Genomic DNA, 26,335 nt, shown 5'->3' with positions numbered 1-26,335 from the left:
GCCAGTAATTGATCTGTGGCGGATGAAGGCGGGGAAATGCTGGTGCGGCAATCACTCCTTGAGCCCTCGGATGCATGGAATATTCGGGAGGAACTGTTCGGGGGACAGCAGCAGGATGTGTGGCTGCCAGCCGGATGCCGGGAAGTCTGGCATGGAGATTGTTTCTATCCGGGCGGATTGCTCCTGCCCAAGGCTGTGTTTCGAATGACTATGTATCCGAAAGCTATATAATTAGCCTGTAAAATTGGATTTTACAGGTTTTTGTTATGCCTTCTACTTCTTGCAGAAAGACAACATGAATTATGCGGTAAAATTACCACATTTGGACATTAATAAAACACCCCCTGGCTAATGCTCGTTCATTGGCGTCTGTGTTCGTTGCTCTGCCAGCAAAAACTGCATAAACTTGCGAACCGTCATTTTGTTGGCCGGGTTCAACGAGCGGCAGTCCGCCAAAAACTGCAATTCGTCGCTGCTTGCCTTGTCAAAGGGCATGAAAGCTTCAGGTTTGCCTCTTGGCGTCTGGGAAACAGTTTCTGGAGGAAAGCCTTTACCCAACAATAACCATTCCGCACTAGGTGAAAACTGGTTAACCACGGCGATTAGCGTATCGGCGGAGGGTTTGTTTTTTCCTTGTTCAATATCGCTCAATCTTCCTTGTGAAAGGTTGATCAGGCGGGCAAATTCAGACTGCTTCATACCTGCCAGTTTGCGCAGGTACAGAAATCTTTCTGCAAAAGTTCGCATATATCTCCTCCATAGAAAATGTAAATCCGATATCAGATATTAGGGTGAAAAAAATCCTTTTTTTGTTGAAATTATTCCTTATCAGATATATGATGGATGTAGTGGTAGTAGTACCACATTTATTATATCACCTTAAATGATGTCATTCCTTGGGAGGAAAGAAATGAGGCAGTATCCAGCAGCTACACTTGTTAGCCTGTAGCCCGAAAACTATTTCATCATCATTATCCTCTACACATGGTAATCAGATTATTTTACCACTCCAAATCGGGCCCGCTGCTAGAATTGCTACAATGGACATGGACCGGATCGAAAGTGGTTTTATTATCGGAATTTTTTGTCGTAATTTGTTGTAAATATGGGATAAAAGGATGAGGTTTGTGAAACGAGTTTTAATCGCGGATGATACTGAAGTCGTACGCCTGTCACTTAAAATGCTACTTTTCGCCGCAGGCTTTCAGGTGGTAGCGGAGGCGCGGACCGGCAGGGAGGCCGTTCAGATGTACGAGAAATACAAGCCTGATCTGGTCACGATGGACATCTCCATGCCTGAGATGGATGGCGTAGAGGCGACAAGAGAGATTATGGCGATGGATACCGAAGCCCGTATTGTCGTCTGCTCGGCATTGGGCCAGCAGAAGATGGCTGCCGAGGCCGTCCAGGCCGGTGCGAAGCATATCATCCATAAGCCGCTTCTCAATGAACGGCTTATGAATGCGATCAGCAAGGCGTTTATTTGACCGTTCCTCTTGGCATCTATCATCAGCTCATCTCGCAGCCTGCCAGACTTATGCAAGCAAGAAAATCGTGGGGGATGACTGTATCAATTCATTGGAGGTGTTGTGATTGCAGGAAATCAGAAGGCTGACACTCTTTGGATTGGCTGTGAAAAGGGCACTTCTTGAGAAGCAGATGACACAGAAGCAGTTTTGTGAAAAGGAAGGTATTCCCGTCAACCGGTTTACAGAAATATTGTACGGACTCCGTCCGGGCAAACGGTACCGCAATCAAATCGCAGAGGCCTTAGGCATAGATCGAATTTACAATGGATGAACTCCTTTGCAGAGAGGAGACGTTTTTGGAAATGAAAAGGATGTGCCCATGAAGATACAGCCCTACATTATTGACCGTAAATCGCTGTCTGATGATTTGCTGATTCAATGTTACTATCAGGCGATTCGCTTGAAATGCGATGAGCGTTTTATTCAAATTTTAAAGGATTCTATTCAGTATCGCAGTCTGATTGTAGAATCAGAATGTCCAAAGCAAGTGTGTAATCATACGCAAGGGACGGGAAGATAATGCCCGCTCATGAAGCCTGAAGCTTGGTCACAGGCAGAATGTACGTATACTTGTGAAACGCTGTAAATCAACAATGCCGGGCGGTTCTATTCTAACCGGAGAATGACGCATGCCTTTTTCATTTCTTATCCGAAGGGTCTTGCAGTTGCAGCATGATTAGATTTGCAAAATAGCGGTGCGAATGGAAACGTAACCGGAAGGATGAATGACCAGTGATTCAAGAGTTAACGAAGGCAACCGAGCATATGCATGATTTTCACTTGGTATTTCAGCCTCAGTATAAGCTGGACATTCACGCCATTGCTGGCGTAGAAGCGCTGATCAGATGGAAACATCCGGGCAAGGGCTGGATCAGCCCGGAACAATTTATTCCGGTTGCAGAACGCAGCGGACTGATCGGCCGGATTGGCCTGTGGGTGATGCAGGAGGCGTCCAGACAGTTCGCAGCCTGGAGAAGGGCGGGGATTTCACTGCGCGTCTCCGTTAATGTGTCTCCGGAGCAGTTGAAGGATGATGGTTTTGTGTCGTCTGTGCAAACTGTCTTGCGTGAAAGCGGGATGGAAAGCGACTGTCTCACGCTTGAACTGACTGAAGGAGCACCACTATATCAATCGCCGGATGCTGTAGCGCGCCTGCACCGTCTCAGGGATTTAGGCTGCTCGATCGCGATTGACGATTTTGGTACCGGCTACTCCTCTTTGAAATATTTGCTGGACATTCCCGTGCAATACGTCAAGCTGGACCGCTTCTTTATTCAGCATTTGGGACATCATACCCGCTCAGAGGCGATTGTCAGGTCGGTAATCGGACTTGCCGGGCAGCTTGAATTCCAGGTCATAGCTGAAGGAGTAGAATCGTATGATACAATTGTGCATCTGGCTGAGCTTGGCTGTCATGAAATCCAGGGCTATTACATCAGTCCGCCAGTTGAAGCGCAGCATATTCCTGAGATTATGGCGAGATATCCGGTGAGCAAGACCACCTGACAGACAAATATAGAGTTCGCACGGCTTGGCTGAATCTGTGCCGGAATGCTTCGGTCTGTTTCATCTTTCTCTATCCGGGTATTTAATAGTACGGCGCTTGTAAGAGACTGCCGAATCATGAACGAGATGGAGGAATGAACAATGAGACCTTCTGTACAGGTTGTACACACGGAAGCTGATGCGGTGCATGCTGTGAGAGATTTGACTTTGAGGGGTGTTGACCAGGAGCATATTTATGTACTCGCCCATGAGAAAGAGGATACGAAGGCATTGTCGGAATTAACGGATGTGAACACAATCGGTGCCCGCGAAGAAGGGGCCGTCAGCTCTGTAGCGAATCTGTTCCGGTCAAGGGGAGACGAGCTTCGCTCCAAGCTGGAATCGGTAGGTTTCAGTGAGCATGAAGCGGAGTATTATGAGCAGGAGCTGGACAAGGGGCATGTGCTTGTTATTACCAGACACTAGCTTGATTTTCACATTTTCATATATGGAGACGACCCTCCGAGAAGACAATCCCCTTGAAGCGTGACCGAGCGCAGTGCTTCAAGGGGATTGTTGTGATTAATTTGCAACGGGTATCGGCCAATCAAGCTGAAGTTGAATATCATCTACACGCACTTCCAACGATTCGGAAGCCGTCGGGATAACGATAATATCGCCCTTTTTAGCAAGCAGCAACCGTCTGCCGGCCGGAGACAGAAACGAAATTCTGCCTTCATCCGTACTGGCTTCTTCAGGGAGAACAAGCTTGAAGCTGTCTGTTGTCTGATAATGTAGGTAGGTCAGCGTAATTGTACTGCCGATCATAACCGTTGCATGCAGATCGCTTTCCGGCAGCATAAGCAGACGCTCAAGTTCAGCTTTATAGTCGGAAAAAAGCTGGATCATTTCTGTGCGTTCATTACCTTTCAATGGAAGGTAAGCATCCATTTTGTCATTCCCGAACGTCTGTAACTGCGCCTTCAAAAACTGCAGGCACGGGTCGGGGGCTATACTCGGGTTCACCGTATGCGTCACCTCAGGTTTAAAATCATACAATCCATATTGCAGTGTGCAAAAGCAGAAGAATACGATATCCTGTCCGCTTTGTCGAAGTCGTTTCTCTATATAGTTTTAACACATTACAAGTGCTTCGGCTTTTGTATTCTTGCTATTTCATTCGAAACGATGACATTGTGAATTATTGAGGGTATAATTTTTTTGTGGGGTGAGGCAGATGGGCAAGAAAGATGAGATAACGCTTACAAATCAACGCTGGAAAGCAATTTTCAGTAATGATACCGCCTATGACGGGGCGTTTTACTATGCAGTCACAACAACAGGAATTTACTGCCGTCCTTCTTGCAAATCCAAGCTGCCTATTCGCGAGCATGTACGGGTATATGTCACTGCCGAGGCGGCGGATCAGGCCGGTTTCAGGCCCTGCAAGCGCTGTAAGCCTGACGGCAAACGGCTGCCGGATGAGGAATGGATCAGCCAGATTGCCGGATTTATCGAGACGGGGTATGCCGAACCGTTAACTTTGAATGCGCTGTCCCAGGCGTTTCATGGGAGTCCTTACCACCTGCAGCGTACATTCAAGCGAATTATGGGTGTTTCCCCATCCCGCTATATTCAGCAGGTCCGAATGGAGAAGGCAAAGGAACTGCTGCTTCATACAGATATGTCTGTTATGGATATTGCAGTCGCGGTGGGCATTAGCAATGCCGCTCATTTTGCGACATTATTCCGAAAGAAGACGGGTTGCACACCGACAACATACAGTTCAACCTACAATCCGCAGCACATCGGCAGATAATCGCTGTTCCGCCTGTAACCATAAGGGTATCCCCTTCAAAGCATCTTATGCTGCAACAGCGGCCGTCTGCCGTACTGGCAGTTCAGATGCTTGAAGAGGGTACCCTTTTTATGTGGGCAGCCAGTCAGGCGCCGCAGTCGCAACCAAGACGGCATACCTGCCGCAGCTTTCCAATTTTTCTGGAGGATTCAGGGTAACTTTAAGGAGAAGTGGGCATCATTAGCAAGACTACACTTTGTTGGGGGGATGATGCATGCGTTCGTCAACAGGAAAAATTCCGCTGCAAGACGGACTAAAGCCTGCCATTGAGACCATCCAGCAAACCCTGGGAAGCAGCCAGGACTTCATTGTCAAGCCGATTGAAACAGCCTGGAATCGTGAGGCAGTACTCATGTATATGCATGGCATGGTGGACCGTCAGATTCTCCAGCATTCACTGGTCGAATTATTGGAGGGAGTAAAGCCCGATGAACTGCCTGCGGAGACCCGGGAAGCTAGGCAACTGCTGACCCATATCCAGAAAAAGGCGCTGACGGCGGGCGATGTCAAACTGGATGAGACAATGGATGAGCTGCTTGCGGATTTGCTGTGCGGTTATGCGATCATTATGATAGAAGGCTGCATGGAGGCGCTCGCGATTAATGTTGAGGGCGGAGAAGGGCGGTCTGTGGAGGAGCCTACTTCCCAAGGTGTTACCCGCGGTCCGATGGAGGGCTTTAATGAGTGTCTGACGACTAATCTGTCGTTGATTAGACGCAGAATCAAGGACCCGCGTCTGTGGGCGCAAGGGCGCAAAATTGGAAAAATGACGCAGACGAATGTCGTCGTGGTCTATATTCACGAACTTGCCAGCCAGGAGATGGTGGATGAGGTATTTCGCAGGCTGGACAAGATAGACACCGACAGTATATTGGAGAGCGGATATATTGAGGAATTCATTCAGGATGAGCGGTATACGCCTTTTCCGACTCTTTATAATACGGAGCGTCCGGATGTTATAGCTGCAGGCCTGCTGGAGGGGAAAATTGCAATTCTGGTAGACGGAACCCCCTTTGTTTTGCTTGCACCCGCACTTTTCGTACAATTTTTTCAGTCGCCTGAGGACTACTATCAGCGGGCCGATATTAGTACACTGCTGAGGCTGATCCGTTTTCTTGCCTTTTTGATAACGATGCTTGCTCCTTCATTATATATTGCCATCACAACCTTTCACCAGGAGATGCTTCCTACCAGCCTGCTGGTCAGCCTTGCCGCACAGCGTGAAGGGGTTCCGTTCCCGGCATTCGTTGAGGCGATGCTGATGGAGCTGACATTTGAAATTTTGCGGGAAGCGGCAGTCCGAATGCCAAAAACCGTTGGTCAGGCGATATCCATTGTCGGAACCCTTGTTATCGGACAGGCTGCAGTGGATGCAGGCTTTGTATCCGCGGCGATGGTTATCATCGTGGCAATTACCGCAGTGTCGAGCTTCGTCGTCCCTGCAGTCAATCTGTCCATTGCGATTCGTATGATCCGCTTTTTGCTTATGGGACTTGCAGCTTCCTTTGGCCTGTTCGGCATTATGACAGGTCTGATCGTACTCGTGCTTCATCTGACCGGATTGCGGACGTTCGGCGTTCCGTATATGACCTCGATCGCGCCTTTTGTATTCGAGAATCAAAAGGATACCTTATTCCGTATCCCCTGGAGGGGGATGGTGCTGAGGCCAAAGCAGAGCGGAAGCCAAAATATGCAGCGGCAGACGGACCCGCAACAGCAGAAAAACATCCAGTCTGCCGCTGCTCCGCCGGCGGATGGCTCGCAGCAACCGGCAAGTACAGCTCATTCACACTCATCGCCGCCGGCCGGATCAGAAAAAGCGGCTTCGAAGCGTGATGGCACAGGAGCAGGGAAGCAAGAGGAGGAACCGTCATGAAGCTGCTCCGGACCATTCTTGTTGCTCTGCTCCTGATTGCGCTGCTTTCCGGCTGCTGGAACCGCAAGGAAATCAATGAATTGGCAATTCAGGTCGGGACTGCGATTGACAAAGTTGGAGACCAGTATCGTGTAGCGGTTGAGGTTGTTGTTCCGGCAGAGGTATCAGCCCGTGCTCCCGGCAGCGGACGATCTCCAGTGACGATCTATGAGGCGACAGCGCCAACTATATTTGAAGCTTTCAGGAAGCTGACGGAGACCAGCCCCCGCAAAATCTATTCCGCTCACATTCGGGTGCTTGTCCTTGGTGAGAAGCTGGCCAGAGAAGGCATTGTCGATGTGCTGGACGCGTTGTCACGAAATCCGGAAGCCCGTGCGGACTTTTACATTATGATTGCCCGCAAGTCCGAGGGCAAGGACGTACTCAAGATATTGACGACACTGGAGAAGATTCCGGCTGACGACCTCTTCTATACACTGGATACCTCAGCGAAGACATGGTCACCAACAACAGCGGTCACACTTGACAAACTGATCGAACAGCTTGTTACTGAATCGTCTTCACCTGTGCTGACCGGCGCTCGAATCATAGGAAACCAGAAGCAAGGGGAGACCCATAAAAATCTGGAAGAGGCTGAATCTGCAGCCATCGTCCGGTTTATCGGGCTCGCTGTATTCAAAAAGGACAAGTTGGCCGGCTGGCTGAATGAGACCGAAAGCCGAGGCTACAATTATATTATGGACAATGTCAAAAGTTCCGCAGGCCATATCAAATGTCCAACCGGCGGGTATGCCGTCATGGAGACGACACGCACGAAGACCAAGCTGAAAGGCAAAATTGTAGACGGAGAGCCTGTCATCCGGATTGAAATGAAAAATGTCGGTAACGTCAGCGATGTGGAATGTGATATTGATCTTGCGGACCCCAATACGATTACTGCGTTGGAGCAAAAGTCCAAGGAGCATCTGGTTGAAGTGATGGAGAAGGTTATTCAAACAGCCAAAACCAAATTTCATATGGATATATTCGGCTTCGGGCAAGTGCTAAACCGTTCCAATCCCGATGCATGGGAGCGGATGAAGGAGAATTGGCCGCAGCATTTTTCCAAGCTGAAAATCGAGTACGCAGTAGAGTCGATCATTCACAAAATCGGAACGACAAATGATTCACTGCGAAAATATTTGAAGGAGTAGAGGAGTATGCTCAAGGGGCTGTTCTTATTTGGCACGTTAGCCGCTGTGGTCGCTGCTTGGGAGCTGCCCAGAATGCTGAAGAAGGGCTGGCGCAAGGAAGCACTGGTCTATCTGCTGCTGCTGATTCCCGGTGTCATCATGAGTACGTTTGTCGTTAGTCTGATCCGTATTCCAACTCCGCTTTATCTGATTGAAATTGTCTATGGGCCAGTAATCCGTTGGGTATCACATATGGTTGGGGGGTAACTCAGCATGGAAAAGCAAATCGTTGGAACAAGGCAGTTTGCCGTGCTTGTCCTGTTTTTCATAATCGGGGATATGCTGTGGTTCCTGCCCTCCTTTATGGTTAATGCGGCGGAGCAGGATGCCTGGATCAGTGCACTGATCGGGCTGCCGATCGGGCTGCTGGCTGCATGGTTTTTGTTTCACTTTGCCGATCAATTCCCGGGCATGAGCCTGGTCGAGATTAATTGGAAGGTGCTGGGGAAATGGTTGGGATCCGTCCTGACCATCCTGTATCTGATTGCTTTTTTCACGGTGTCGGCTGTGCAAGTGCGGGAGGTCAGCGACTTTATCACATCCCAAATGATGACGGAGACACCGCTCAGGGCAATTAGCATGCTTATGACCATCATCGTCATGCTTGGTGTATGGTCGGGGATCGAGACATTTGCGCGAACCGGCGAGATTTTTATTTTGCTTTTCGTGTTTATGTTTTTGCTGCTTATTGTCATGCTTTTGCCCCAGGCCAAGGTGGAGAATCTGCTGCCTATGATGCGTCATTCCTTTGCTTCAATGGCTGAGGGAGTCGTGTATTATATCTCCTATTCCTTTTTGGAAATGTATGTATTTCTGATGATATTCCCGTACGTCAAGCGAACAGCACACTTGTTCCGGGATTATATGCTTTCCGTACTGCTGGGGGGCTTGGCGATTTTCCTGATCGTCACCATCTCGCTCCTGGTGCTTGGACCGTTTCTCTCCAAGTTCCACCTGTTCGCCACGTATACCTTGGCCAAGAAAATAAGTCTTGGGGGGTTCCTTGACCGGCTTGAAGCAATTTTGGTCGTGAATTTTATTTTATCGACCTACTTCAAGGCGACGTTGTTTGCGTTTGCCTTCGTCATGGGCTTAACGAGAATGTTCAAGCTAAAGGATCACCGGATTTTGACCTTTCCGGTTGGGCTAATGATATTTGGTTACTCTTATCTTGTATCTCCCAATATAGTAGTTTTGAACAGCATTACGCCTGCATGGAGTCTTTGGGATATGACGAATAACCCGGTTATTCTAGTCCTGATCTATCTCATCCACAAGCTGAGAAGCCGCAAGCAGCAGGGAAATGGAGCCTGATCAATCGCTTAGGGAACTGCTGTTTTTTTTATAGTATTGTCAAATGGCCGATAACTTGTTAGTATAGAAATACACTCATACGTATGAGTGTATAACTTGAGAAGCATAAGCAAGAATTTGCTTGAAAGCGTTACATTAACGTAACAGAAGCTTATTCTTAATTCACGGGGCTGGTAGTGTCCCGGCCTGGCTTCATTATCCTATTATTCATGCAAGGAGGCCGATATGCTGAATAAGCACGACAGTGTCCCTCTATACGTCCAATTACAGAATATCATTCGGGGAGACATTGTAAGCGGTAACTATAAGGAAGGGGAGATTATACCCTCCGAGACCGAAATGATGAAAACGTATCAGGTTACGAGAACGACAATCCGCAAAGCCATCGCCAATCTTGTGGATGAGGCGCTGCTGATGAAGCTGCACGGCAAAGGAACGGTCGTATGCCTGAGGGAAATGAAGCATAATATATGGAATTTTAGCGGATTTACCGATTATGCCCGCAAAAAAAATGAAATTCCGGTATCTCGGGTACTGAGGAAGGAAATTATAAGCTTGCAAAATGAACCCTTCATGGTTCTCGTAAGGCTTCGCGGAACCCGGAGAGAGACGACGGCCAGGTGGCTGACGCTGGATACCTCCTATGTGCCTATGGCTCTATTTCCGGGCATAGACCAGTATGACTTTACAGAACAGTCCCTGTACCAAATTATGAATCAGCGCTACAACATTTATCCACAAAATGCTGCGTTGGGTATACATCCGATCATGAGTGATGCAAGAACCCGGGAGCTGTTCGAATTTGATGGAGACATCCCGCTCATAATGGCCAAAGGAAGTGTGCTTGGCGAGGACGGGATAGAGGTGGAGCAGGTTGAGGTCATTTACGGGCCGAACGTCGAATTCAAGGTTGTCACTCATATTTAATGTTGATGGCAGATTTCGGGCGGAGACTGTATGCTGCACTTGGTAAAACATTGGTGAAACAGATATAATGCACGAATTGCTGATGCCTTGCTTCAAGGAACAGCCTTTCATGCTGTAACAACTCATACGTACAACCGTATAACTATAGATGAATATGGATAGGAGAATAGAGATGAGAAACAAAGTTCTTGGCGCACTGTACGGTATGGCAATCGGAGATGCAATGGGGATGCCCCCGGAGTTGTGGGGGAGAAAGCGGGTTCAAGCCTATTTTGGAGAGATCACTGATTTTCTGGACGGTCCAAAGGAAAACGATGTAGCCTGCAACTTCACGCGCGGCCAATATACAGACGATACGTCCCAGGCGCTGCTGATTCTCGATGCGCTCATTGAAACGGATTTTGTACCTGACACAAAGGTGATTGGCAGGCATCTGATGGAATGGGCAGACCGTCTGAAAGCATTCGACAACAATATCCTCGGTCCAAGCTCCAAGGCGGCGCTGCTTGCGCTCAAGGACGGCAAGGATGTCAGTCAATTTACCTCCAAGGCAGAGACGAACGGCGCTGCGATGAGAATCGCCCCTGTAGGTTGCCTGTTCAGCTCGAACGAGCATCAGCAGCTGGCCCAATATGTGATGGACATCAGTAAAGTGACGCATTCCACAGATGTAGCAGTCGGCGGAGCAGCGATGATTGCAGCCGCAGTCAGCTCGGCTTTGGAGGACAAATCCTGGGATGCAATTATGCAAGATGCCATCGCAGCTTACGATGTGGCCAAAGAGCTAGGGGCAGAGACCTACAGTGCATCATTGTCCGGCCGATTAAAGCTGGCAATGGGCTATGCCAAGCAGTATGAGGGGCAGGACGAGCCATTCCTGCAAACCATATATGATATTATCGGCAGCGGCGTCATTACCAGCGAGTCGGTCCCGGCTGCTCTGGCGATTGCCTACTATGCGAATGACCCTCACCGCTGCAGCCTGCTGTGTGCCAACCTCGGGGGAGACACCGATACGATCGGAGCAATGGCAACTGCAATCTGCGGAGCGAAGAGTGGAGCGGATGCAATAGACTCCGGCTGGAAGCAATTGATGGATGAGGCCAACGGGACAGATTTTGGACGATATGCCGATCACATCATCGCTTACCGGGGCAAGAAGTAATCTTAATTACTTTATAAAATCAGGGGGAGACACCAATGTCCAATCCGAATTCTGAAATGTTTATCCCGCAAGCAGAAAGAAGCGGAAGCCCGAAGGAATTGTTCTTTATCTGGTTTGCCAGCAACATTGGCATTTTGGGTGTTGTGTACGGCGCACTTATTGTCAGCTATCAGCTTAGCTTTATCCAGTCTGTGCTGGCGGCGATTGTCGGAGCGCTCTCCTTCGCACTTGTTGGTTACCTGAGTCTCTCCGGCCTTAAATCCGGTGGTACAACCTTTGTGCTGTCCAGGGCAGTATTCGGTGTAAAAGGCAATTTTATTCCCAACCTGCTAGGGTGGATTAGCCTGATTGGCTGGCTCGCTGTGAATGTCATTACCGGTACACTGACGATTTTATCACTGCTGTATCTGTTTGGGTTCGGACAGTCTGCTGTGCTGACGGTCATCAGCCTTGCACTTTTCGTACTGCTGATCCTGGCCTCCAGCTTGTTCGGGCAAAATATGCTCGTTAAAATTCAGACCTTCTTCACGTATGTATTCGGTGCACTGACCTTTATTATTCTGGTCCTGCTTATCCCGAAAACGGACTGGACGGCCTTGCTGGCCATGAGCAACGGGGACTGGATGTCCGGATTTTTGCCCGCAATTTCGATTATTATCGCAGGTACAGGAATCAGCTGGTCCATCGCTGCTGCGGACTACAGTGCCTATCAGAATCCGGCTAATTCCGGGAAAAAGGTATTCTCAAGCGTTACATTAGGCGCATTCATTCCGTTGTTCTTTATTATGGGTGTCGGTATTTTGCTGAGTACATCCGTACCGGATCTGGTATCTGCATCAAATCCGATTCAGGCGATCGGTTCGGCGCTTCCGAAATGGATTACAATCGTCTACTTTATTACCGCTATCGGCGGTTTGATCCCGCAATGCATCATCAGCCTGAAGTCCGCCAAAGTCAATATGGAGACGCTGAACATCAAGGTGAGCAACAAAACGGCGATTTTCATCCATGCAGTGATTATGATTCTGATTCCGGTCTACGTGCTGTTCGTTTCCGAGGACTTCCTGATGAACTTCCAGTTGTTCCTTGGCATTCTCGGAATCGGGCTCGCAGCGTGGGCAGCGGCCTTTATGTTTGATTATATTCTTCTTCGCAAAAATGCAGGCTATGCTGCAGAGCAACTGGACGCAGCGACTGGCCGTTTCTTTAATTGGAATGGCGTTATCAGTTGGCTGGCAGGCGTGATTACCGGTTTTCTGTTTACGAATTCCCCGTTCTTTAGCGGTCCGTTCGCCAAAGGGATATTTCAGGATAACAGTCTTGGCGTATTGCTTGCATTTGCAGCCAGTGCCATTATGATGGCGATTTTAAGTGGAGCAAAAGGTAAGGAAAGTGCAGGGAGGTCATGAAAATGAATAATAATTTGGTGCAGCGCTCCGGATCGGATGAGGATCAAAAAATTCTGGTAATCGGCGCTGCTGTGGTGGATGTCATTATCCAACTGGACAAACTTCCGAAAACGGCGGAGGATGTAATTGCGGAGCATAAGGAGACCGTTGTAGGCGGGTGCGCATACAACGTATCGAATATTCTCAAGCAGCTCCACGTCCGCTACGGTTTATTTGCCCCGGTCGGAAAAGGCACTTATGCGGATGTTGTCAAGGGGCAACTGCTGCATGACGGCGTGCCGATTATGCTGGAAGACGGTGCAGCGGACAATGGCTGGAACCTGTCGATTGTTGAGCAGGACGGGGAGCGGACATTCATTACGATTCCGGGTATCGAATCCCGCTGGGAACGCCGCTGGTTTGAACATATCGACCTAGGGGCCTATGATTACATCTATCTGAGCGGCTATGAACTGGAGGGTCCGTCGGGTCCGGTCATTCTGGATGCGCTGGATCAAAGGAAGGATACAGCGAAGCTCGTATTCGATCCGGGACCGCGTGGAGAATTTCTGGATACCGAAGTGCTGGAGAAGATTCTCGGCATGAGGACAATCGTGCATGCCAATAAGTCGGAGATTCTCGCGCTAATGAAGGAGAAGGACCCGCAAGCAGCAGCGGACAAGCTGATGAGGCTTACACATGAGCCTGTCATTGTAACGCTGGGCGGCGAGGGCACTTTGTATTGTGCGCCGGATGGGAACGGGCTTGTCGAGACTGAGCCGGTCAAGGTTGTGGATACAATCGGCGCGGGTGATGCCCATACGGGCGCATTTATCGGCGGACTGGCTAGAGGCTATACGCTGAAGCAGGCATGTGCGCTTGGCAATGTGATTGCCGGCAAAGTCGTGCAGCAGCAAGGCGGACGGCTCCAATTGTAGGCTGGTATGGGCTTGCTTGCGGCACTTCTGGAATAGGAAGAGCGGATAGTCCAATTGCTCCATTAAATGAAGAGAAGAGGCACATCTCCATAGTTATTTTGGAGGTGTGCCTCTTTATTGAATTCTTTTAAATCATACTGTGAGTTGTGAATTATGCCTTGCCGACTTTGACACGTTTGATGAAGAACGAACAAATGAGTGCGACAACTGCCATGGAAACAGCGAAAATAAAGGCATTTTTAACACCGTAAGCAAAGGCGTTCGGCAAGTGCTGCATAATTGAAGGGTCCGTCAGATTAGCCGGGTCAAGACCGTGGCTCACATCAAAGCCCTGATCGCCAAGATATTTCTCCTGGCCGGCAGACAGAATACTTACAGCCAGTGCAGTACCGATAGCGCCTGCCACCTGCTGGAGGGTGTTCATAATGGCCGTACCATGCGGATAGAACTCAGGCGGAAGCTGGTTCAGACCATTGGTTTGCGCAGGCATCATGACCATCGAGATTCCGATCATCAGACAGCTGTGCATGGCGATGATGAATGCTGCCGTAGAGGCAGTTGTAATGCCGGACATCAGCCACAGAATCGAAGCGATAATGACCAGACCCGGAATGACGAGCCATTTTGGTCCGTACTTGTCGAACAGTCTGCCCATGATTGGAGACATCAGACCGTTGATAATCCCGCCCGGGAGCAGCAGCAGTCCTGCGCTCAAGGCATTTCTGCCCAGTCCATTCTGAAGGAACATCGGAAGCACGAGCATCGATGACAGCAGAACCATCATGACAACAAACAGCATAATGACTGCCAGCGTGAACATCGGATAACGGAAAGCCCGGAGGTCCATCATCGGATTTTCCATTGTCAGCTGGCGCCAGACGAACAAGATGAGCGCGACCCCCCCAATGACGAGAGAGGCAATGACACTCGCGCTTCCCCAGCCGTCCGACTCACCCGCTTTGCTGAAGCCGAATACCAGTCCGCCAAATCCTGCCGTAGACAGGACAATGGACAGCAGATCAATTTTGGGCCGGGTAATTTTAGATACATTTTGCAAGAAAACAATGCCGACGATCAGGGAGATCAAAAGAACGGCAAATGAAATCCAGAAAATCCAGTGCCAGGTCAACTTCTCAATGAGCAGCCCCGCAATTGTAGGACCGATCGCCGGAGCGAACATAATGACCAGACCCATCATTCCCATTGCAGCCCCGCGCTTGGCAGGCGGGAAAATGACAAGAATCGTATTAAACAGCAGCGGAAGCAAGAGGCCGGTACCAGCTGCCTGGAATACCCTTGCGACCAATAACACTTCAAAGTTCGGCGCCATTGCAGCTACGAGGGAGCCGAGTGTTGAGAAGCTGACCGAGGCGACGAACAGCTGCCGGGTTGTAAACCATTGGAGCAGTAGTCCCGATATCGGAACGAGAATACCAAGAACGAGCAGATAGCCGGTTGTCAGCCATTGAATGGTTGTCGGGCCGACGTTCAGCTCCTTCATTAGATCAGTTAATGCGATATTGAGCGCTGTCTCACTGAACATGCCAATAAAACCGCTCAGCAGCAGCGAGATAACGATCGGCATGACTTTGTATTGCTTCGTCTCGTCATATTGCAGATCGTTAGATTGTACAGTTGCTTCCACGTTTCATCCTCCAACTCTATATATCCGTCTGTGTAATCATTGCAAAAGCAGCGCTTCAAGGCTCAGGCTGGGCGTGTATGATTGCATTCACATGCCGGCTGATCGCTTTCAGCGCCCGGTTGTCCCGGTACGTCACGCTAAGAATGCTGGACCCCTCCAGCATGGAGATGATCAACATAGCCTTTTCCTCAGCATCCTGAATAGCAATACCTTGAGTAACCATATGATCCGTCAGAATGCTCTGCCATTCCGAGAATACATTGCGGCAGGCCCCACGAAACTTTTCATTGATCGCGGATGTTTCTGCAGCCATCCAGAAGCTGAACGGGACAAAATCAAAGCAGTCGTTTTTTTCGGCCTCCCCGATGAAACGCTCGAACATCCTGCGCAATCCTTCGGCGGTATCCGTGGTGTCTGCCAGGAATGATCTCAATTCATTGGAGACATTATTGCGTGCGATTTGAATGCACTCGACGGCAATTTCCTCTTTCCCGTCCGGAAAATAGTAATACAGAGAGCCTTTGGGACACTCACTCTCCCTGATAATCTGGCTCATGCCTGTAGCGTGATAGCCCTGGGTGAAAAACAGCCTTGCAGCGGTATTCACTATAAGATCACGTGAGCTGAATTTTTCATTCAACCGATCACCACCTAAATTATAACGATTGGTCTATATAATAACGCCCGTTTTCTTATATTGTCAACTGTCTTATTTTTTTTAAGGCCGCAAGGGTAATATAGAAGCAAACGAGTAAACATTTAATATCACATTTGCAAAATGTAATATTTACGATTATAATAAATTTACAAACCTGATATGAAGGAGGAGGGGAACATGGCGGCTGTTGGACTTGAGCAAGCAGGGGAGATCATCTTGAGCAGCCACGAGTCTCAGCATTGGGCCCGGAGGCGGGCTGAGCTTACAGAGTGGATATCCCGCAAGAAGGAGACACGCCAGCCGAAGGGGACAAAGCTTCTTGCAGGAGTGCCGGTGGATGTTGAGCTTCATTCCGCGCTAAAGCTGATAAACGAGGCAGGGGCAGCGACCGAGTTCTCCTGTGCAGGGGTCAGTATGCTGGACGAGCCGTTGGATCATTCTTTGTATGCGTATGTTACCCTGACGGCCACAGAACGGTCTGAGGCCTTTGTCCGCCAGGCAATGAACAGGATGCGGCACCGCCTGCTTGTTGCCTATGAGCCGGAGCGCCGCCGTTATGACCTCTCTTCTTTTCTGATTGGCCATAATCGTTCCTTTTGCCTGCTTATAGAGCAGGCAGCCCGGGAGTTTTCCGGCAACAGATGACGGAAGGAGGTGGGCAACATGAGAGTTATCGTAACCTTGGCATGTACAGAGACAGGTGACCGCAACTATACAACCAGCAAAAACAAGCGGAATCACCCGGAGCGGCTGGAGGTGAAAAAGTACAGTCCGCGTTTGAAACGATATACGATTCACCGGGAGACACGTTAAGATGCCCAAGTTTAGAGTACAGGCATCGACCCGGGCATTCCCGGCAATGCTTGGGCATCGTTGTGCCGGATTTATCGTTATAACCTAAATAAAGCGGCTCCGGCATGCCTGATGCATGCCGGAGCCGCTTTATGCTGCAAGCAGGGAGCGTCCGTAGCTGAAGCAGGTTACAAAAAGCCGCTGCATTAAACCGCAGGGCTTTCGTTACAACTCATCCTCCAGATAGTGCGCGACCTTCCGCAGCATGTCCTCATTCCGCTTGTAATAGGTCCATTTGCCGATCCGGGTCGCTGTAACCAGCCCCGCCCGCTGCAAGATCGCCAAATACTCGGATACCGTGGACTGAGTGAGCTGCAGTCTTTGATGGAACAGGCTCACACAAACCCCGACATCTTTGCAATCGGCGCTCGTCTGGGTGCCAAAGTGCACCTCAGGCTCCTTCAGCCAAATTAAAATTTGCAATCTGGTTTCATTCGATAGCGCTTTGAAAATGTCAATAGGGTTCATGTGCTCCATTATAATCTACTTGATCTCGCCCCGCCAAATGTTTTTGACGATTTCGTAAGAATGAATTCGGTCCTTCTGATCGTAGGCATCGCTCACAATCATCAGCTCGTCCGCTTCCGTCATCTCAAGGAATCTTTCCAGCTTGGCTTTTACTTTGGCAGGAGACCCGATAATGGCTGTACTGAGCTGGGATTCCACGGTGTACTTCTCTTGTGGTGTCCAGAGTCCGTCCATGCTGTCCACAGGCGGCAGTGTCAGAGTCGGCTTGTTGCGAATGAGCGCCAGAAATCTCTGGTACAGAGTGGTGGCAAGACGCTCGGCCTGTTCGTCTGTACCTGCAGCAAACACATTGACGCCTACCATGGCATGAGGCTTGTCCAGCATTGCAGATGGACGGAAGCTCTGGCGGTACAGTGACAGGGCAGGGAGCATATAGGTTGGCGCGAACTGCCCTGCAAATGCGAACGGCAATCCAAGCTGACCGGCAAGCCGCGCGCTGAAATCGCTGGAGCCAAGCAGCCAGACCGGAATGGATAGACCTTCACCCGGAACTGCCCTGACGCGGGAATGATCATCCGGATCCGGCTGGAAGTAGTCTCTCAGCTCGGCCAGCAGCTCAGGGAAATCGCGTCCGGCATTGACATCCCGGCGCAGCGCACGGGCAGTCTTCTGATCAGAGCCCGGGGCCCGTCCGAGGCCCAGGTCAATACGGCCGGGGTAGAGCGACTCAAGCGTGCCGAATTGCTCTGCAATGACCAGCGGCGCATGGTTAGGCAGCATAATGCCGCCGGAGCCAACGCGGATGCGGCTTGTGCCGGAGGCAATATGGCCGATCAGCACGGATGTTGCCGAGCTGGCGACACCAGGGATGGAATGATGCTCTGCAAGCCAATAACGGTTGAAGCCCCATTCGTCGACTTTTCGTGCAAGCTCCATACTGTTGCGGAAGGCTTCGGAGGCATTGCCTCCTTGGCGGATGGAGGCCAGATCAAGAACAGATAGCGGTATATCGCCAAGCGAACGCTTGGATGAATCGGAATGGGACGGTTCAGTCATATCGGATAGCTCCTTTATAATCAAGTAATGGGTTGAATGGTGAAGTATCCCCATCATACGCGTTCACCATAGGAGAGTCAATATTGACATATCGGGACATATCGATATTAGATAGGTTTTCCCCGGCTTAGGTCCAGCATGACGACTGGACCGGGGCCGGATTTTTTTTATCCGATTCCGTTTTATGATGTAAACAGGGATAAAAGGCTCTATATAGATTATTTGCTGCCCTGCTAATAGTAATCATGTTCATACATATACAGCTCAAAAGATTATACATAAACGAAATTAGAGCATCATTATTCTGGCTGAGAGGAGCTTGCAGGATGCGAAGTGAGGATGCGCTTCAACTGCGCAATGTATCGAAGACGATGCGGGGGAAGGAGCTGATTAATAATATTTCGCTGGCCGTCCGGCCGGGAGAGATCTATGGCCTGCTTGGACCGGAAGGAGCCGGTAAAACTACAATGGTCCGAATGATTACGGGACTTGCATCAATCACCTCGGGAGATGTTCTTATTGGGGGTCACAGTGTGATCACAGACCGGAGCAAGGCGCTGTCCGGACTGGGGGTTGTCCTTGGGGGAGACGGGTTTTATCCCTTTATGAGCGGAATCCAGGCGATGAAGCAATATGGAAGAATGACGGGTGCAGGTTGTGGTGAGCGGATACACGAGCTGCTCAGCTTGTTCGGGCTTGAAGCTGTCATGCATCGCAAAATCAGCAGCTATACGGCAGAACAGCGCCGACGGCTTGCAATTGCACAGGCGTTGCTGCACCGCCCGTCTGTTTTGATTATAGATGATCCTTTACTGGGACTTAAAGGGGAGAGTGCCGAGATCATCTATCATGAGATCTGCAGTCTGTCACGCCGCGAGCAGCTTGCAGTCGTCCTGACAGGCGGGCTGGACTCCGGACTGGATCAGCGATGTGACCGGTCAGGCTTCATCGCGGGTGGCTGTATTGCAGCCGAGCAGCCGGCAGCCCGTAGAGCCAGCGGCAGACAGAAAGTAGTCACCTCCTTTGAGGTGAGTGATCCGGCCAAGGCAGCTTCGTTGCTGTATCATTCCGGGTTTATTTCCCTTGACCACAGCGTGGTAACGATTGAGGCTGATAAGGAGCAGTTGCCGGAGTTGATGAGCACCTTAACAAGACATCAGGTCGGTATTCTCCAGATCAGGCAGGAGGCTGGTGCGCTTGAAGAGATCTATGGACATTTGAACGAAGGCGTGCACGGATGATTTTCTTCCGGCTCCTGCATAACGAGCTCTTTAAAGTCGCTGCGAACAGGCAGCATGTGCTGTCTGGGGCTGTTCTGTCCGGCCTGATTTTGCTACTGGCATTCATCCGCCATGTTAATCCCGAGTTGCTGAGACTAATTGCCTCCACAAAAGGGGAGAGTGCGCTAAACTTTGCTTCTGCTGCGCTGGTTCTGCTCTTTTTGCCTGTTCTGGTGTATTCCATTTGGCTGGGAGCGAACGTCGTGCTGTCGGAATTTAAATATGGTACTGCAGCACAATTGTTAGCACGCCCGGCAGGGAGGGCTGCCGTACTTCTTTCCAAATATACCGTCGTCGCCATTGTTCTTGTGGTGCTGCTCCTCTTGTTGGCTGCTGTGGCACTGTTGGCAGACACACTGTTGTCCGATACCGGAATGTCAGCGGAGATGATCCTGCAGATACTTGGAATGCTTGGCGGTGAATATCTTCCGCGGCTGCTGCTCTCTAGTGCTCTTGCTCTTGTCACAGCAGTGTTAAGCCGCAAGTTGTGGTTGTCCGCAGCAGTTGGAGCGATACTGCCGGCTCTGACATGGATGCTTCCGGGCTGGGGACATTCATTGGGGTGGGCAGAGGCGCTGGGGTTCACCTTCCTGATTTTGCTCGGCGGGATCTGGATGTTCCGCAGGCAAGACATCGTCTAACGGGTGCTCTGGAGAGTGATTTCACTTTCATTAGACGTTCATAGTGTCTGTCCCGCGACGATGCAAGATGCCCCTACCGGAATGGATCGGAGTCTTCAATGCAAGCCTCATCCGAAGGTAGGGGGACTGCGCCAGGCAGTGTCCAGGTTACCTGCTCACGGCCGGGTGTCATCGGATATATCGTGAAAGAGCCTGTCCTTGCATGTGAGGCGGAGTGTATTCTTCCAGTATGGAAGACATCCCGTTTCACATGACTGAGGACAGGCTTTTTGTTCATCATCAAGTGCTATGATCTGGTGTTATTTCATTTGCGCAAACCAACTGCTCAGATTGGCAATCTCTTCTTTGGTCAGCTTCTCCTTGAAGGCAGGCATTCCATTGCCGCCGTTCAAAATCCGCTTGTACACTTCCTCTTTAGTCATATGGCTTCCGACCTGATTCAGCGCCGGTCCCATATTGCCCTGCATATCAGTGCCATGACAGCCTAGACAGCTGTTTTTGTAGATTGCCTCTGCAGATCCAATATCAGAGGGCTGTTCAGGAATAACAAAAGCCTCCTCCTGTTCAGGCGCCGTCTTCTCCGGCAATCCGAATGTCAACAGAAATATGCCGAGCAGGCAGGCTGCCATAAATCCGCCGAACATCATCCATTTTTGCATGTAAACTCGCCTCCTTTGTTTAAATTTATTAACCATATTCTGTACCATGAAAAATACATACGGCCTTAATTCTAGCATTGCTGCCTGGAACCTTCTATAACCCGAAAGGGCTATCATCGCCTTTGGGCAGTAGAATATACACCGTCTTTGCTGTCACAGATTCATCATAATCAAGGGGGAAATATAGCCCCAAATAGTCATTTGAAGCCTATTTTAGTTCCCTTATGATAAATACAAGCCACAATATAATTGTAAATGTAACTTTTTTCGCCGATACTTAAGATACTGTAAACAAGCTAATACTTCCATTTCATACTGCAAGTTAAGGAGCTGATCATATGCCCCATCTGAAAAAAGGAATGGCCCTTGCCTCCATTGCTGCTGTACTGCTGTTATCCGCCTGTGGAGCAGCTGTTCCCAAGGAACCGGGCCTGCTTGATTCGCAGGCAGCGGATTATCCGGAGGCTGTTGCGCTGTACAAGCAGAGCTGCCTCTCTTGCCATGCAGTCAATTTACAGGGACGCGTTGGCCCAGGGCTGCAACAGGCAGGCAGCAAATTCACGGAGAGTGAGCTGGTCGCCCTGATCAGCGACGGAAAGGGCGGGATGCCGGCCTTCAAGAAGTCGATGACGCAGGAGGAAATCGAGACGCTTGCCCAGTGGCTTGCCCAGCAAAAGTAAGATTGAAATGCCGTCGTGCTGTCTGCCTCATACAGCTGTTCAGCCATAAAGTCATACGCCCGAAATAGTCGTTTGGCTGTCAGGCGGATACGATATAATGAAAGAACGCTTGGTCATGCAGGATTGCAGGGTGCAGATGGCGTAAATATTAAAGCAGAACCGCTTGAAGCGGAAGCTGAATTAAAGGCAGGTGACGAAGAATTGGCTCAGCAGCCCAAAGCTTTATCGTGGATGTTTGTTGCATGGGGAGCCTCTGTGCTGGCAACTTTAGGCAGCTTGTATTTCAGTGAGGTTATGCAATTTGAACCTTGCAGTCTGTGCTGGTTCCAGCGTATTTTTATGTATCCGATTGTCCTGCTGCTTGGCATGGCTTATGCCCGCAAGGATACCTCCATGCATGTGTATGTGCTTCCCTTGGCAATTATAGGCGCATTATTCTCGATCTATCACATCGCGATTCAAAAGCTCGGGACGCATTTGGGCGATCTGGCCCCAGCCTGCGGGCGGGTGCCATGCTCGGGTGATTACCTCAATGCCTTTGGCTTTATTACAATTCCGATGCTGGCACTGGCAGCATTCGTGATTATTATCGTGGCATTGTTCCAGGTCCGCCGCCTTCGTTAATCAGGCGGCTTGACATTTTATAGTATAGATACTAAACTAAGTTTATGAATACAAATATACATAATAATCAGGATGATGAAGTAAGAGGAACCCGTTATCTGGGACAAGTCATTATGAAGCTTCGCAAGCTGGAGCGGCAGCCCAAGCGGTTTGGGGAAGCAGGTCTGCTGACGCCAAGTGAAATTCATACCATCGAAGCGATCGGATGCGGACGAAGTGTACTGATGAGCGAACTGGCAGCAAGGCTTCAGGTGACTAAAGGAGCGGTCACTCAAATCATCGCACGGCTGGAGGCTAAATTGTTGGTGAAGCGGACTTTGCATCCGGCAGACTCCCGAGCAACGGAGCTGTCCCTGACAGAGCTTGGTCTTGCTGCATATCGGGCGCATGAGGAGACAGAGAGGCAGTTCTACTCAGAGCTGCGTGAGCAATTGACGGAACAGGAGATTCAGGTGTTCGAAGTTTGCATGGAGAAGCTAAGCCGTTTTTTAGACCGGGAATAATCCGGTGTTCATCGTCAGACGGCTGCCCTGACAGCATTTTTTGTGCTGGGGCAGCCGGTTACTTCGGGATTTTAGTTTAGATACTATACTTTATGGAAGAGAGGGAATTTCAGATGAGAGAGGATATTGTAGTTGTCGGGGGATACGGGCATGTTGGACAAAAGCTAAGCCTGTTGCTGGCAGAGCAGTTCCCGGGCAAAGTAATAGCCGCCGGAAGGAACAAGAAGCGGGCAGAGCAGTTTAGTCGCCAGAGCAGGGGCAAAGTCAGAGCGATGGAACTGGATATCAGCAAACCAATCCATGCGGACAAATTAAAAGGCGTAAAGCTGATCGTGATGTGCATCGACCAGCAGGATACGCCATTCGTAGAAGCGTGCTTGCGCCTTGGCATTCACTATATAGATGTGACTGCGAGCTATGATTTCTTCTCCAGGGTCGAGAAGCTTGACCATGCCGCGGTTGCAGGGGGCGCTATCGCGCTGCTGAGCGTCGGGCTTGCTCCCGGGATAAGCAATTTATTGGCGCGCCGCACATATGAGTTTTTGGACCGGACCGACCGAACCGATATCACGATCATGCTGGGACTTGGCGATGCGCATGGCCAAGCAGCGATTGAATGGACGATTGATCATTTGGACGGCAGCTATACGGTAGAGGAAGCCGGACGATCCAGGCTCGTTGGCAGTTTCACGGATGGCAGAGCCGTTTCACTGGGTGCTCCATGGGGTAAAAGACAAGCATACCGCTTTAATTTCGCAGATCAGCATGTGCTGGTTCGCACATTGGGCATCCCTGCTGTTGCTACGCGCCTCTGCCTGGATTCTGCCTGGATGACAGGTTTGCTTCATATGCTGAAGCTTGCCGGCATCACCAGATTGCTGGCATTCAATCCAATCCGTACAGCTGCAGTCCGGGTGTTCGGCAGCATGCGCTTCGGCTCAGATGCTTTTGCTCTGAAAGTAGAGGCGAGCGGGATTCTTGACGGTAAACCTGTTATAGCAGAATGCCTGCTGCATGGCAGCAATGAGTCAGCTATGACGGCCAAAGCTGCGGCTGCGGCAGCAGCTTCCCTGTATCGAGCAGCACGTGATCCGGGCGTGTATCATATTGAACAGCTGTTCAGGCTGGAAGATCTGTTCGATCCTGCTGCTGAAGGAATACAGACGGCTGTTATCCACAGTAAATGTATAAGTTGAACGAATTAGAGTTTACATGAAGAGAGTTTTATTTTATAATAATTATAAATAAATTATTATTCCTATATTAAACAAATACTTAATGAGAAGTTTCCACGTGCTGTCCCTGTAATCAGGGGCAGCATGTTCCATTTTAAGGGGAATAAGAGTGGAACTCATTCTCAATTAGAAGGGAGAATCAGATATGTCAATACTAAAGACGACAGGTAGAGCAGGGCAGCAGGAGAGGGAAGGGACTTCAGGCATTGGCATCGGCCAGTCTGTCCGGCATATGGGCAGGGAGGAAAGCTGGCTTATCCGCTATGCGGAGGGCGTTGCTGCACTGGCAAGCGGTGTTCTGATTGGCACAGCATGGATGATGGAGTCTGCCTCCTATTCATGGGCAGTGGCACTTTATCTGACAGCATTCGTGGTTGGCGGATTTGTGAAGGCCAAGGAAGGTTTGCACACATTATTTATAGAGCGTGATTTGGATGTCAATCTGCTGATGATTGCGGCTGCCATTGGCGCTGCCAGCATCGGCTATTGGACGGAGGGAGCTGTTCTGATCTTCATATTCTCGCTTAGCGGAGCATTGGAGAGCTATACGATGGACCGAAGCCGCCGGGACATTGCCGCATTAATGGATTTGAAGCCGGAGCTTGCAAGGCTTGTCAAAGATGGCATGGAGAGCATGATTGCAATTGAGGAACTGGAGCCTGGTGAATGGATTGCGGTCCGGCCAGGTGAACGCATTCCCGCTGACGGCAAAATTGTAGACGGCCGCTCTGCTGTTGATCAGTCTTCGATTACCGGGGAATCGGTACCTGTAGACAAGGAGCGCGAAGATGAGGTTTACGCCGGTACCTTGAATGGGGAAGGGGCGCTGGTTATACAGGTGAGCCGCGCCTCCGAATCGACCGTATTTGCGAAGATTATCCGTCTTGTTCAGGAAGCGGAGAGTGAGAAGCCGGCCTCCCAGCTCTTTATGGAGCGCTTCGAACGGATTTATGCCAGAGCAATTATTGTTGTTGCACTGCTGCTCATTCTCGTTCCGCCGCTTCTGCTGAATCTCTCCTGGGAATCAGCACTTTATCAGGCAATGGTCTTCCTTGTAGTGGCTTCGCCATGCGCGCTCGTCGCCTCCATTATGCCGGCAGTGCTGTCCGCAATCTCTGGCAGCGCCCGCAAAGGCTTGCTGTTCAAGGGCGGCGCTCATTTGCAAAATTTGGCCAGGACCCGGGTTGTTGCCTTCGACAAGACCGGCACATTGACACAAGGCCGTCCAAACGTAACGGATTATGCAGCGTTTGGCGGCTACACAGATCAAGAGTTGCTTCGCATTGCCGCTTCCATTGAAAGCCTGTCGGAGCATCCGCTTGCCAAGGCCATTGTTAGGAAGGCGAAAGAGGAGGGGCTGCTTCTGGAGAGGCCAGAAGACTTCCGCAGCGATACGGGACGCGGTGTGCAGGGACGGCTGGAAGGGAATTTGTGGCGGATTGCAAAGCCAACGCTTGTTCATGAAGCTGTGATGACTGTAGAGCTGCGTACGGCAATTGACCAGTTGGAGCAAGAGGGTAAGACAGTCTCGGTCGTCTATCATGAGGGGGGTGCGGCAGGTGTTATAGCTCTTCAGGACGGAATTCGTGCTGAAGCCAAACAAGCGATTGCGGCCCTCCACAAGCTGGGCATTCAAGTTGCCATGCTGACGGGAGACCAGAAGCAAACTGCGCAGGCCATTGCACGGGAGGCAGGAATTGATCTGGTTTATGCGGATCTTCTTCCAGAGGATAAGGTGCTCAAGGTCAAGGAGTTGAGACAGCGATACGGATATGTAGCCATGGTAGGTGACGGAGTTAACGATGCTCCTGCGCTGGCCACTGCCAGCGTCGGGATCGCCATGGGCGCTGCGGGCAGTGATGCTGCTCTGGAGGCAGCCAATGTCGTGCTGCTGAAGGATGAGATTGGACGGATCGCCGAAGCGATACGGCTGGGCCGCAAGACGATGAGCGTGGTGAAGCAAAATATCGGGTTTGCGTTAACTGTCATTATTCTCTTGATCGCGGCGAATTTTGCCGGCCATGTCCCGCTGCCGCTTGGGGTACTGGGGCATGAAGGGAGCACGCTGCTTGTTATTTTGAACGGCTTGCGCCTGCTGCGCCCGATTCAGTAAGCCGGATATAACAAGGTTCTCAAAAAAATAAGCAGCAACAGGCATGCATGCCTATGCTGCTTATTTGTGTCCGGCTCTCCTGCGGTCATTTTCGATTGCGGCGAACAGGCAGAACGCTCCTGTAAGTACCAGAACAAAGGTCAGGACCGGAAATGCGATATTCAACAACCGTCATCTCTCCCAGTTTTAGTAGTAATAATCATTATCAT

Annotated in this window: 31 protein-coding genes; 24 read left to right on the top strand and 7 right to left on the bottom strand. The window is 50.2% G+C overall.

The window, feature by feature from the left end; genetic code table 11:
• Positions 1–42 precede the first annotated feature (42 nt).
• A complete protein-coding gene (locus H583_RS0125335) occupies positions 43–231 on the top strand; it encodes a hypothetical protein (RefSeq protein ID WP_154665988.1) in 189 nt (62 codons plus the stop codon).
• 117 nt (positions 232–348) lie between these two features.
• Here H583_RS0125335 and H583_RS35670 read toward each other — a convergent pair whose 3' ends face one another.
• A complete protein-coding gene (locus tag H583_RS35670) occupies positions 349–747 on the bottom strand; it encodes a helix-turn-helix domain-containing protein (protein ID WP_051236983.1) in 399 nt (132 codons plus the stop codon).
• A gap of 380 nt (positions 748–1,127) precedes the next feature.
• Between H583_RS35670 and H583_RS0125325 the strand changes: the two genes are divergently transcribed.
• From H583_RS0125325 to H583_RS0125305, 5 genes are all read left to right on the top strand, one after another.
• Positions 1,128–1,487 carry a response regulator gene (locus tag H583_RS0125325; RefSeq protein WP_028562927.1) on the top strand — a complete coding sequence of 120 codons (360 nt, stop codon included), beginning with the start codon at positions 1,128–1,130 and terminating at the stop codon, positions 1,485–1,487.
• Positions 1,488–1,593: 106 nt separating this feature from the next.
• The gene (locus tag H583_RS0125320; RefSeq protein WP_028562926.1) at positions 1,594–1,800 is read left to right on the top strand and encodes a hypothetical protein; all 207 of its coding nucleotides are present in this window, start codon (positions 1,594–1,596) and stop codon (positions 1,798–1,800) included.
• Between the two features lie 48 nt (positions 1,801–1,848).
• On the top strand, positions 1,849–2,049 hold the full coding sequence (gene sda / locus H583_RS34270; RefSeq protein WP_036710956.1) for a sporulation histidine kinase inhibitor Sda: 201 nt from the start codon (positions 1,849–1,851) through the stop codon (positions 2,047–2,049).
• A gap of 212 nt (positions 2,050–2,261) precedes the next feature.
• Entirely contained in the window at positions 2,262–3,035 is a 774-nt protein-coding gene (locus tag H583_RS34265) for a putative bifunctional diguanylate cyclase/phosphodiesterase (RefSeq protein WP_051236981.1), read from the top strand.
• A gap of 141 nt (positions 3,036–3,176) precedes the next feature.
• Positions 3,177–3,500, top strand: coding sequence for a YflT domain-containing protein (locus H583_RS0125305; protein WP_028562925.1), 324 nt, complete (start codon positions 3,177–3,179; stop codon positions 3,498–3,500).
• A 96-nt stretch (positions 3,501–3,596) separates the two neighbouring features.
• On the opposite strand, the gene H583_RS0125300 is transcribed toward H583_RS0125305, so the two are convergent.
• Positions 3,597–4,040, bottom strand: coding sequence for a GreA/GreB family elongation factor (locus tag H583_RS0125300; protein WP_028562924.1), 444 nt, complete (start codon positions 4,038–4,040; stop codon positions 3,597–3,599).
• A 211-nt stretch (positions 4,041–4,251) separates the two neighbouring features.
• Between H583_RS0125300 and H583_RS34260 the strand changes: the two genes are divergently transcribed.
• The 9 genes from H583_RS34260 (at position 4,252) to H583_RS0125255 (ending at position 13,712) form a co-directional block, all read left to right on the top strand.
• Positions 4,252–4,833 carry a bifunctional transcriptional activator/DNA repair enzyme AdaA gene (locus H583_RS34260; protein ID WP_051236979.1) on the top strand — a complete coding sequence of 194 codons (582 nt, stop codon included), beginning with the start codon at positions 4,252–4,254 and terminating at the stop codon, positions 4,831–4,833.
• A 253-nt stretch (positions 4,834–5,086) separates the two neighbouring features.
• Positions 5,087–6,748, top strand: coding sequence for a spore germination protein (locus H583_RS34255; protein ID WP_081667552.1), 1,662 nt, complete (start codon positions 5,087–5,089; stop codon positions 6,746–6,748).
• Positions 6,745–7,941 (top strand): Ger(x)C family spore germination protein, encoded by a 1,197-nt coding sequence (locus tag H583_RS0125285; protein ID WP_028562923.1) that lies wholly within the window; start codon positions 6,745–6,747, stop codon positions 7,939–7,941. The genes H583_RS34255 and H583_RS0125285 overlap by 4 nt, the downstream gene beginning before the upstream one ends.
• Positions 7,942–7,947: 6 nt before the next feature.
• Positions 7,948–8,187: a hypothetical protein gene (locus H583_RS0125280; protein ID WP_028562922.1), complete on the top strand. Its 240-nt coding sequence runs from the start codon at positions 7,948–7,950 to the stop codon at positions 8,185–8,187.
• Positions 8,188–8,193: 6 nt separating this feature from the next.
• Positions 8,194–9,294 (top strand): GerAB/ArcD/ProY family transporter, encoded by a 1,101-nt coding sequence (locus tag H583_RS0125275; protein WP_028562921.1) that lies wholly within the window; start codon positions 8,194–8,196, stop codon positions 9,292–9,294.
• Between the two features lie 225 nt (positions 9,295–9,519).
• Positions 9,520–10,221 (top strand): GntR family transcriptional regulator, encoded by a 702-nt coding sequence (locus H583_RS0125270; RefSeq protein WP_028562920.1) that lies wholly within the window; start codon positions 9,520–9,522, stop codon positions 10,219–10,221.
• Between the two features lie 172 nt (positions 10,222–10,393).
• The gene (locus H583_RS0125265) at positions 10,394–11,386 is read left to right on the top strand and encodes an ADP-ribosylglycohydrolase family protein (protein WP_028562919.1); all 993 of its coding nucleotides are present in this window, start codon (positions 10,394–10,396) and stop codon (positions 11,384–11,386) included.
• Between the two features lie 35 nt (positions 11,387–11,421).
• On the top strand, positions 11,422–12,795 hold the full coding sequence (locus H583_RS0125260) for a purine-cytosine permease family protein (RefSeq protein ID WP_028562918.1): 1,374 nt from the start codon (positions 11,422–11,424) through the stop codon (positions 12,793–12,795).
• 2 nt (positions 12,796–12,797) lie between these two features.
• Positions 12,798–13,712: a PfkB family carbohydrate kinase gene (locus H583_RS0125255; RefSeq protein ID WP_028562917.1), complete on the top strand. Its 915-nt coding sequence runs from the start codon at positions 12,798–12,800 to the stop codon at positions 13,710–13,712.
• Positions 13,713–13,863: 151 nt separating this feature from the next.
• On the opposite strand, the gene H583_RS0125250 is transcribed toward H583_RS0125255, so the two are convergent.
• Positions 13,864–15,297, bottom strand: coding sequence for a DHA2 family efflux MFS transporter permease subunit (locus tag H583_RS0125250; RefSeq protein WP_051237029.1), 1,434 nt, complete (start codon positions 15,295–15,297; stop codon positions 13,864–13,866).
• A gap of 115 nt (positions 15,298–15,412) precedes the next feature.
• Positions 15,413–15,997 (bottom strand): TetR/AcrR family transcriptional regulator, encoded by a 585-nt coding sequence (locus tag H583_RS0125245; RefSeq protein ID WP_028562915.1) that lies wholly within the window; start codon positions 15,995–15,997, stop codon positions 15,413–15,415.
• Positions 15,998–16,192: 195 nt separating this feature from the next.
• On the opposite strand from H583_RS0125245, the gene H583_RS0125240 reads away from it, so the two are divergent.
• Positions 16,193–16,660, top strand: a complete 468-nt coding sequence (locus H583_RS0125240; RefSeq protein ID WP_028562914.1) for a hypothetical protein — start codon at positions 16,193–16,195, stop codon at positions 16,658–16,660.
• An 18-nt stretch (positions 16,661–16,678) separates the two neighbouring features.
• The gene (rpmG, locus tag H583_RS0125235) at positions 16,679–16,828 is read left to right on the top strand and encodes a 50S ribosomal protein L33 (protein ID WP_028562913.1); all 150 of its coding nucleotides are present in this window, start codon (positions 16,679–16,681) and stop codon (positions 16,826–16,828) included.
• A 204-nt stretch (positions 16,829–17,032) separates the two neighbouring features.
• On the opposite strand, the gene H583_RS0125230 is transcribed toward rpmG, so the two are convergent.
• Positions 17,033–17,335: an ArsR/SmtB family transcription factor gene (locus H583_RS0125230; RefSeq protein WP_028562912.1), complete on the bottom strand. Its 303-nt coding sequence runs from the start codon at positions 17,333–17,335 to the stop codon at positions 17,033–17,035.
• A gap of 15 nt (positions 17,336–17,350) precedes the next feature.
• The gene (locus H583_RS0125225; protein ID WP_036710952.1) at positions 17,351–18,391 is read right to left on the bottom strand and encodes an LLM class flavin-dependent oxidoreductase; all 1,041 of its coding nucleotides are present in this window, start codon (positions 18,389–18,391) and stop codon (positions 17,351–17,353) included.
• Between the two features lie 326 nt (positions 18,392–18,717).
• On the opposite strand from H583_RS0125225, the gene H583_RS0125220 reads away from it, so the two are divergent.
• On the top strand, positions 18,718–19,632 hold the full coding sequence (locus tag H583_RS0125220) for an ATP-binding cassette domain-containing protein (protein WP_028562910.1): 915 nt from the start codon (positions 18,718–18,720) through the stop codon (positions 19,630–19,632).
• Positions 19,629–20,312 (top strand): ABC transporter permease, encoded by a 684-nt coding sequence (locus tag H583_RS0125215; RefSeq protein WP_028562909.1) that lies wholly within the window; start codon positions 19,629–19,631, stop codon positions 20,310–20,312. Before H583_RS0125220 ends, H583_RS0125215 begins: the two co-directional genes overlap by 4 nt.
• A gap of 299 nt (positions 20,313–20,611) precedes the next feature.
• Here the strand turns inward: H583_RS0125215 and H583_RS0125210 are convergent, their stop codons facing one another.
• Positions 20,612–20,971: a c-type cytochrome gene (locus tag H583_RS0125210; protein ID WP_028562908.1), complete on the bottom strand. Its 360-nt coding sequence runs from the start codon at positions 20,969–20,971 to the stop codon at positions 20,612–20,614.
• 338 nt (positions 20,972–21,309) lie between these two features.
• Here H583_RS0125210 and H583_RS0125205 point away from each other — a divergent pair, with 338 nt between their 5' ends.
• From H583_RS0125205 to H583_RS0125185, 5 genes are all read left to right on the top strand, one after another.
• Positions 21,310–21,651 carry a c-type cytochrome gene (locus H583_RS0125205; protein WP_245586000.1) on the top strand — a complete coding sequence of 114 codons (342 nt, stop codon included), beginning with the start codon at positions 21,310–21,312 and terminating at the stop codon, positions 21,649–21,651.
• A gap of 201 nt (positions 21,652–21,852) precedes the next feature.
• Positions 21,853–22,275: a disulfide oxidoreductase gene (locus tag H583_RS0125200; protein WP_281170145.1), complete on the top strand. Its 423-nt coding sequence runs from the start codon at positions 21,853–21,855 to the stop codon at positions 22,273–22,275.
• 44 nt (positions 22,276–22,319) lie between these two features.
• A complete protein-coding gene (locus H583_RS0125195; protein WP_036710949.1) occupies positions 22,320–22,778 on the top strand; it encodes a MarR family winged helix-turn-helix transcriptional regulator in 459 nt (152 codons plus the stop codon).
• Between the two features lie 113 nt (positions 22,779–22,891).
• Entirely contained in the window at positions 22,892–23,974 is a 1,083-nt protein-coding gene (locus H583_RS34250; protein ID WP_051236977.1) for a saccharopine dehydrogenase family protein, read from the top strand.
• Between the two features lie 271 nt (positions 23,975–24,245).
• Positions 24,246–26,126, top strand: a complete 1,881-nt coding sequence (locus H583_RS0125185; RefSeq protein WP_036711081.1) for a heavy metal translocating P-type ATPase — start codon at positions 24,246–24,248, stop codon at positions 26,124–26,126.
• The last annotated feature ends 209 nt before the right edge of the window (positions 26,127–26,335 follow it).

It is taken from the genome of Paenibacillus pinihumi DSM 23905 = JCM 16419 (assembly GCF_000422505.1).
GTDB lineage: Bacteria > Bacillota > Bacilli > Paenibacillales > Paenibacillaceae > Paenibacillus_D > Paenibacillus_D pinihumi.
This window is presented reverse-complemented; position numbering and strand designations above follow the sequence as displayed.

Coding starts and splice junctions, on each gene's coding strand:
- H583_RS35670 (WP_051236983.1), bottom strand. CDS start 747: ATGCGAACTTTTGCAGAAAGATTTCTGTACCTGCGCAAACTGGCAGGT.
- sda (WP_036710956.1), top strand. CDS start 1,849: ATGAAGATACAGCCCTACATTATTGACCGTAAATCGCTGTCTGATGAT.
- H583_RS0125305 (WP_028562925.1), top strand. CDS start 3,177: ATGAGACCTTCTGTACAGGTTGTACACACGGAAGCTGATGCGGTGCAT.
- H583_RS34260 (WP_051236979.1), top strand. CDS start 4,252: ATGGGCAAGAAAGATGAGATAACGCTTACAAATCAACGCTGGAAAGCA.
- H583_RS34255 (WP_081667552.1), top strand. CDS start 5,087: ATGCGTTCGTCAACAGGAAAAATTCCGCTGCAAGACGGACTAAAGCCT.
- H583_RS0125285 (WP_028562923.1), top strand. CDS start 6,745: ATGAAGCTGCTCCGGACCATTCTTGTTGCTCTGCTCCTGATTGCGCTG.
- H583_RS0125280 (WP_028562922.1), top strand. CDS start 7,948: ATGCTCAAGGGGCTGTTCTTATTTGGCACGTTAGCCGCTGTGGTCGCT.
- H583_RS0125275 (WP_028562921.1), top strand. CDS start 8,194: ATGGAAAAGCAAATCGTTGGAACAAGGCAGTTTGCCGTGCTTGTCCTG.
- H583_RS0125270 (WP_028562920.1), top strand. CDS start 9,520: ATGCTGAATAAGCACGACAGTGTCCCTCTATACGTCCAATTACAGAAT.
- H583_RS0125265 (WP_028562919.1), top strand. CDS start 10,394: ATGAGAAACAAAGTTCTTGGCGCACTGTACGGTATGGCAATCGGAGAT.
- H583_RS0125260 (WP_028562918.1), top strand. CDS start 11,422: ATGTCCAATCCGAATTCTGAAATGTTTATCCCGCAAGCAGAAAGAAGC.
- H583_RS0125255 (WP_028562917.1), top strand. CDS start 12,798: ATGAATAATAATTTGGTGCAGCGCTCCGGATCGGATGAGGATCAAAAA.
- H583_RS0125250 (WP_051237029.1), bottom strand. CDS start 15,297: ATGCCGATCGTTATCTCGCTGCTGCTGAGCGGTTTTATTGGCATGTTC.
- H583_RS0125240 (WP_028562914.1), top strand. CDS start 16,193: ATGGCGGCTGTTGGACTTGAGCAAGCAGGGGAGATCATCTTGAGCAGC.
- rpmG (WP_028562913.1), top strand. CDS start 16,679: ATGAGAGTTATCGTAACCTTGGCATGTACAGAGACAGGTGACCGCAAC.
- H583_RS0125230 (WP_028562912.1), bottom strand. CDS start 17,335: ATGAACCCTATTGACATTTTCAAAGCGCTATCGAATGAAACCAGATTG.
- H583_RS0125225 (WP_036710952.1), bottom strand. CDS start 18,391: ATGACTGAACCGTCCCATTCCGATTCATCCAAGCGTTCGCTTGGCGAT.
- H583_RS0125220 (WP_028562910.1), top strand. CDS start 18,718: ATGCGAAGTGAGGATGCGCTTCAACTGCGCAATGTATCGAAGACGATG.
- H583_RS0125215 (WP_028562909.1), top strand. CDS start 19,629: ATGATTTTCTTCCGGCTCCTGCATAACGAGCTCTTTAAAGTCGCTGCG.
- H583_RS0125210 (WP_028562908.1), bottom strand. CDS start 20,971: ATGCAAAAATGGATGATGTTCGGCGGATTTATGGCAGCCTGCCTGCTC.
- H583_RS0125205 (WP_245586000.1), top strand. CDS start 21,310: ATGCCCCATCTGAAAAAAGGAATGGCCCTTGCCTCCATTGCTGCTGTA.
- H583_RS0125195 (WP_036710949.1), top strand. CDS start 22,320: ATGAATACAAATATACATAATAATCAGGATGATGAAGTAAGAGGAACC.
- H583_RS34250 (WP_051236977.1), top strand. CDS start 22,892: ATGAGAGAGGATATTGTAGTTGTCGGGGGATACGGGCATGTTGGACAA.
- H583_RS0125185 (WP_036711081.1), top strand. CDS start 24,246: ATGGGCAGGGAGGAAAGCTGGCTTATCCGCTATGCGGAGGGCGTTGCT.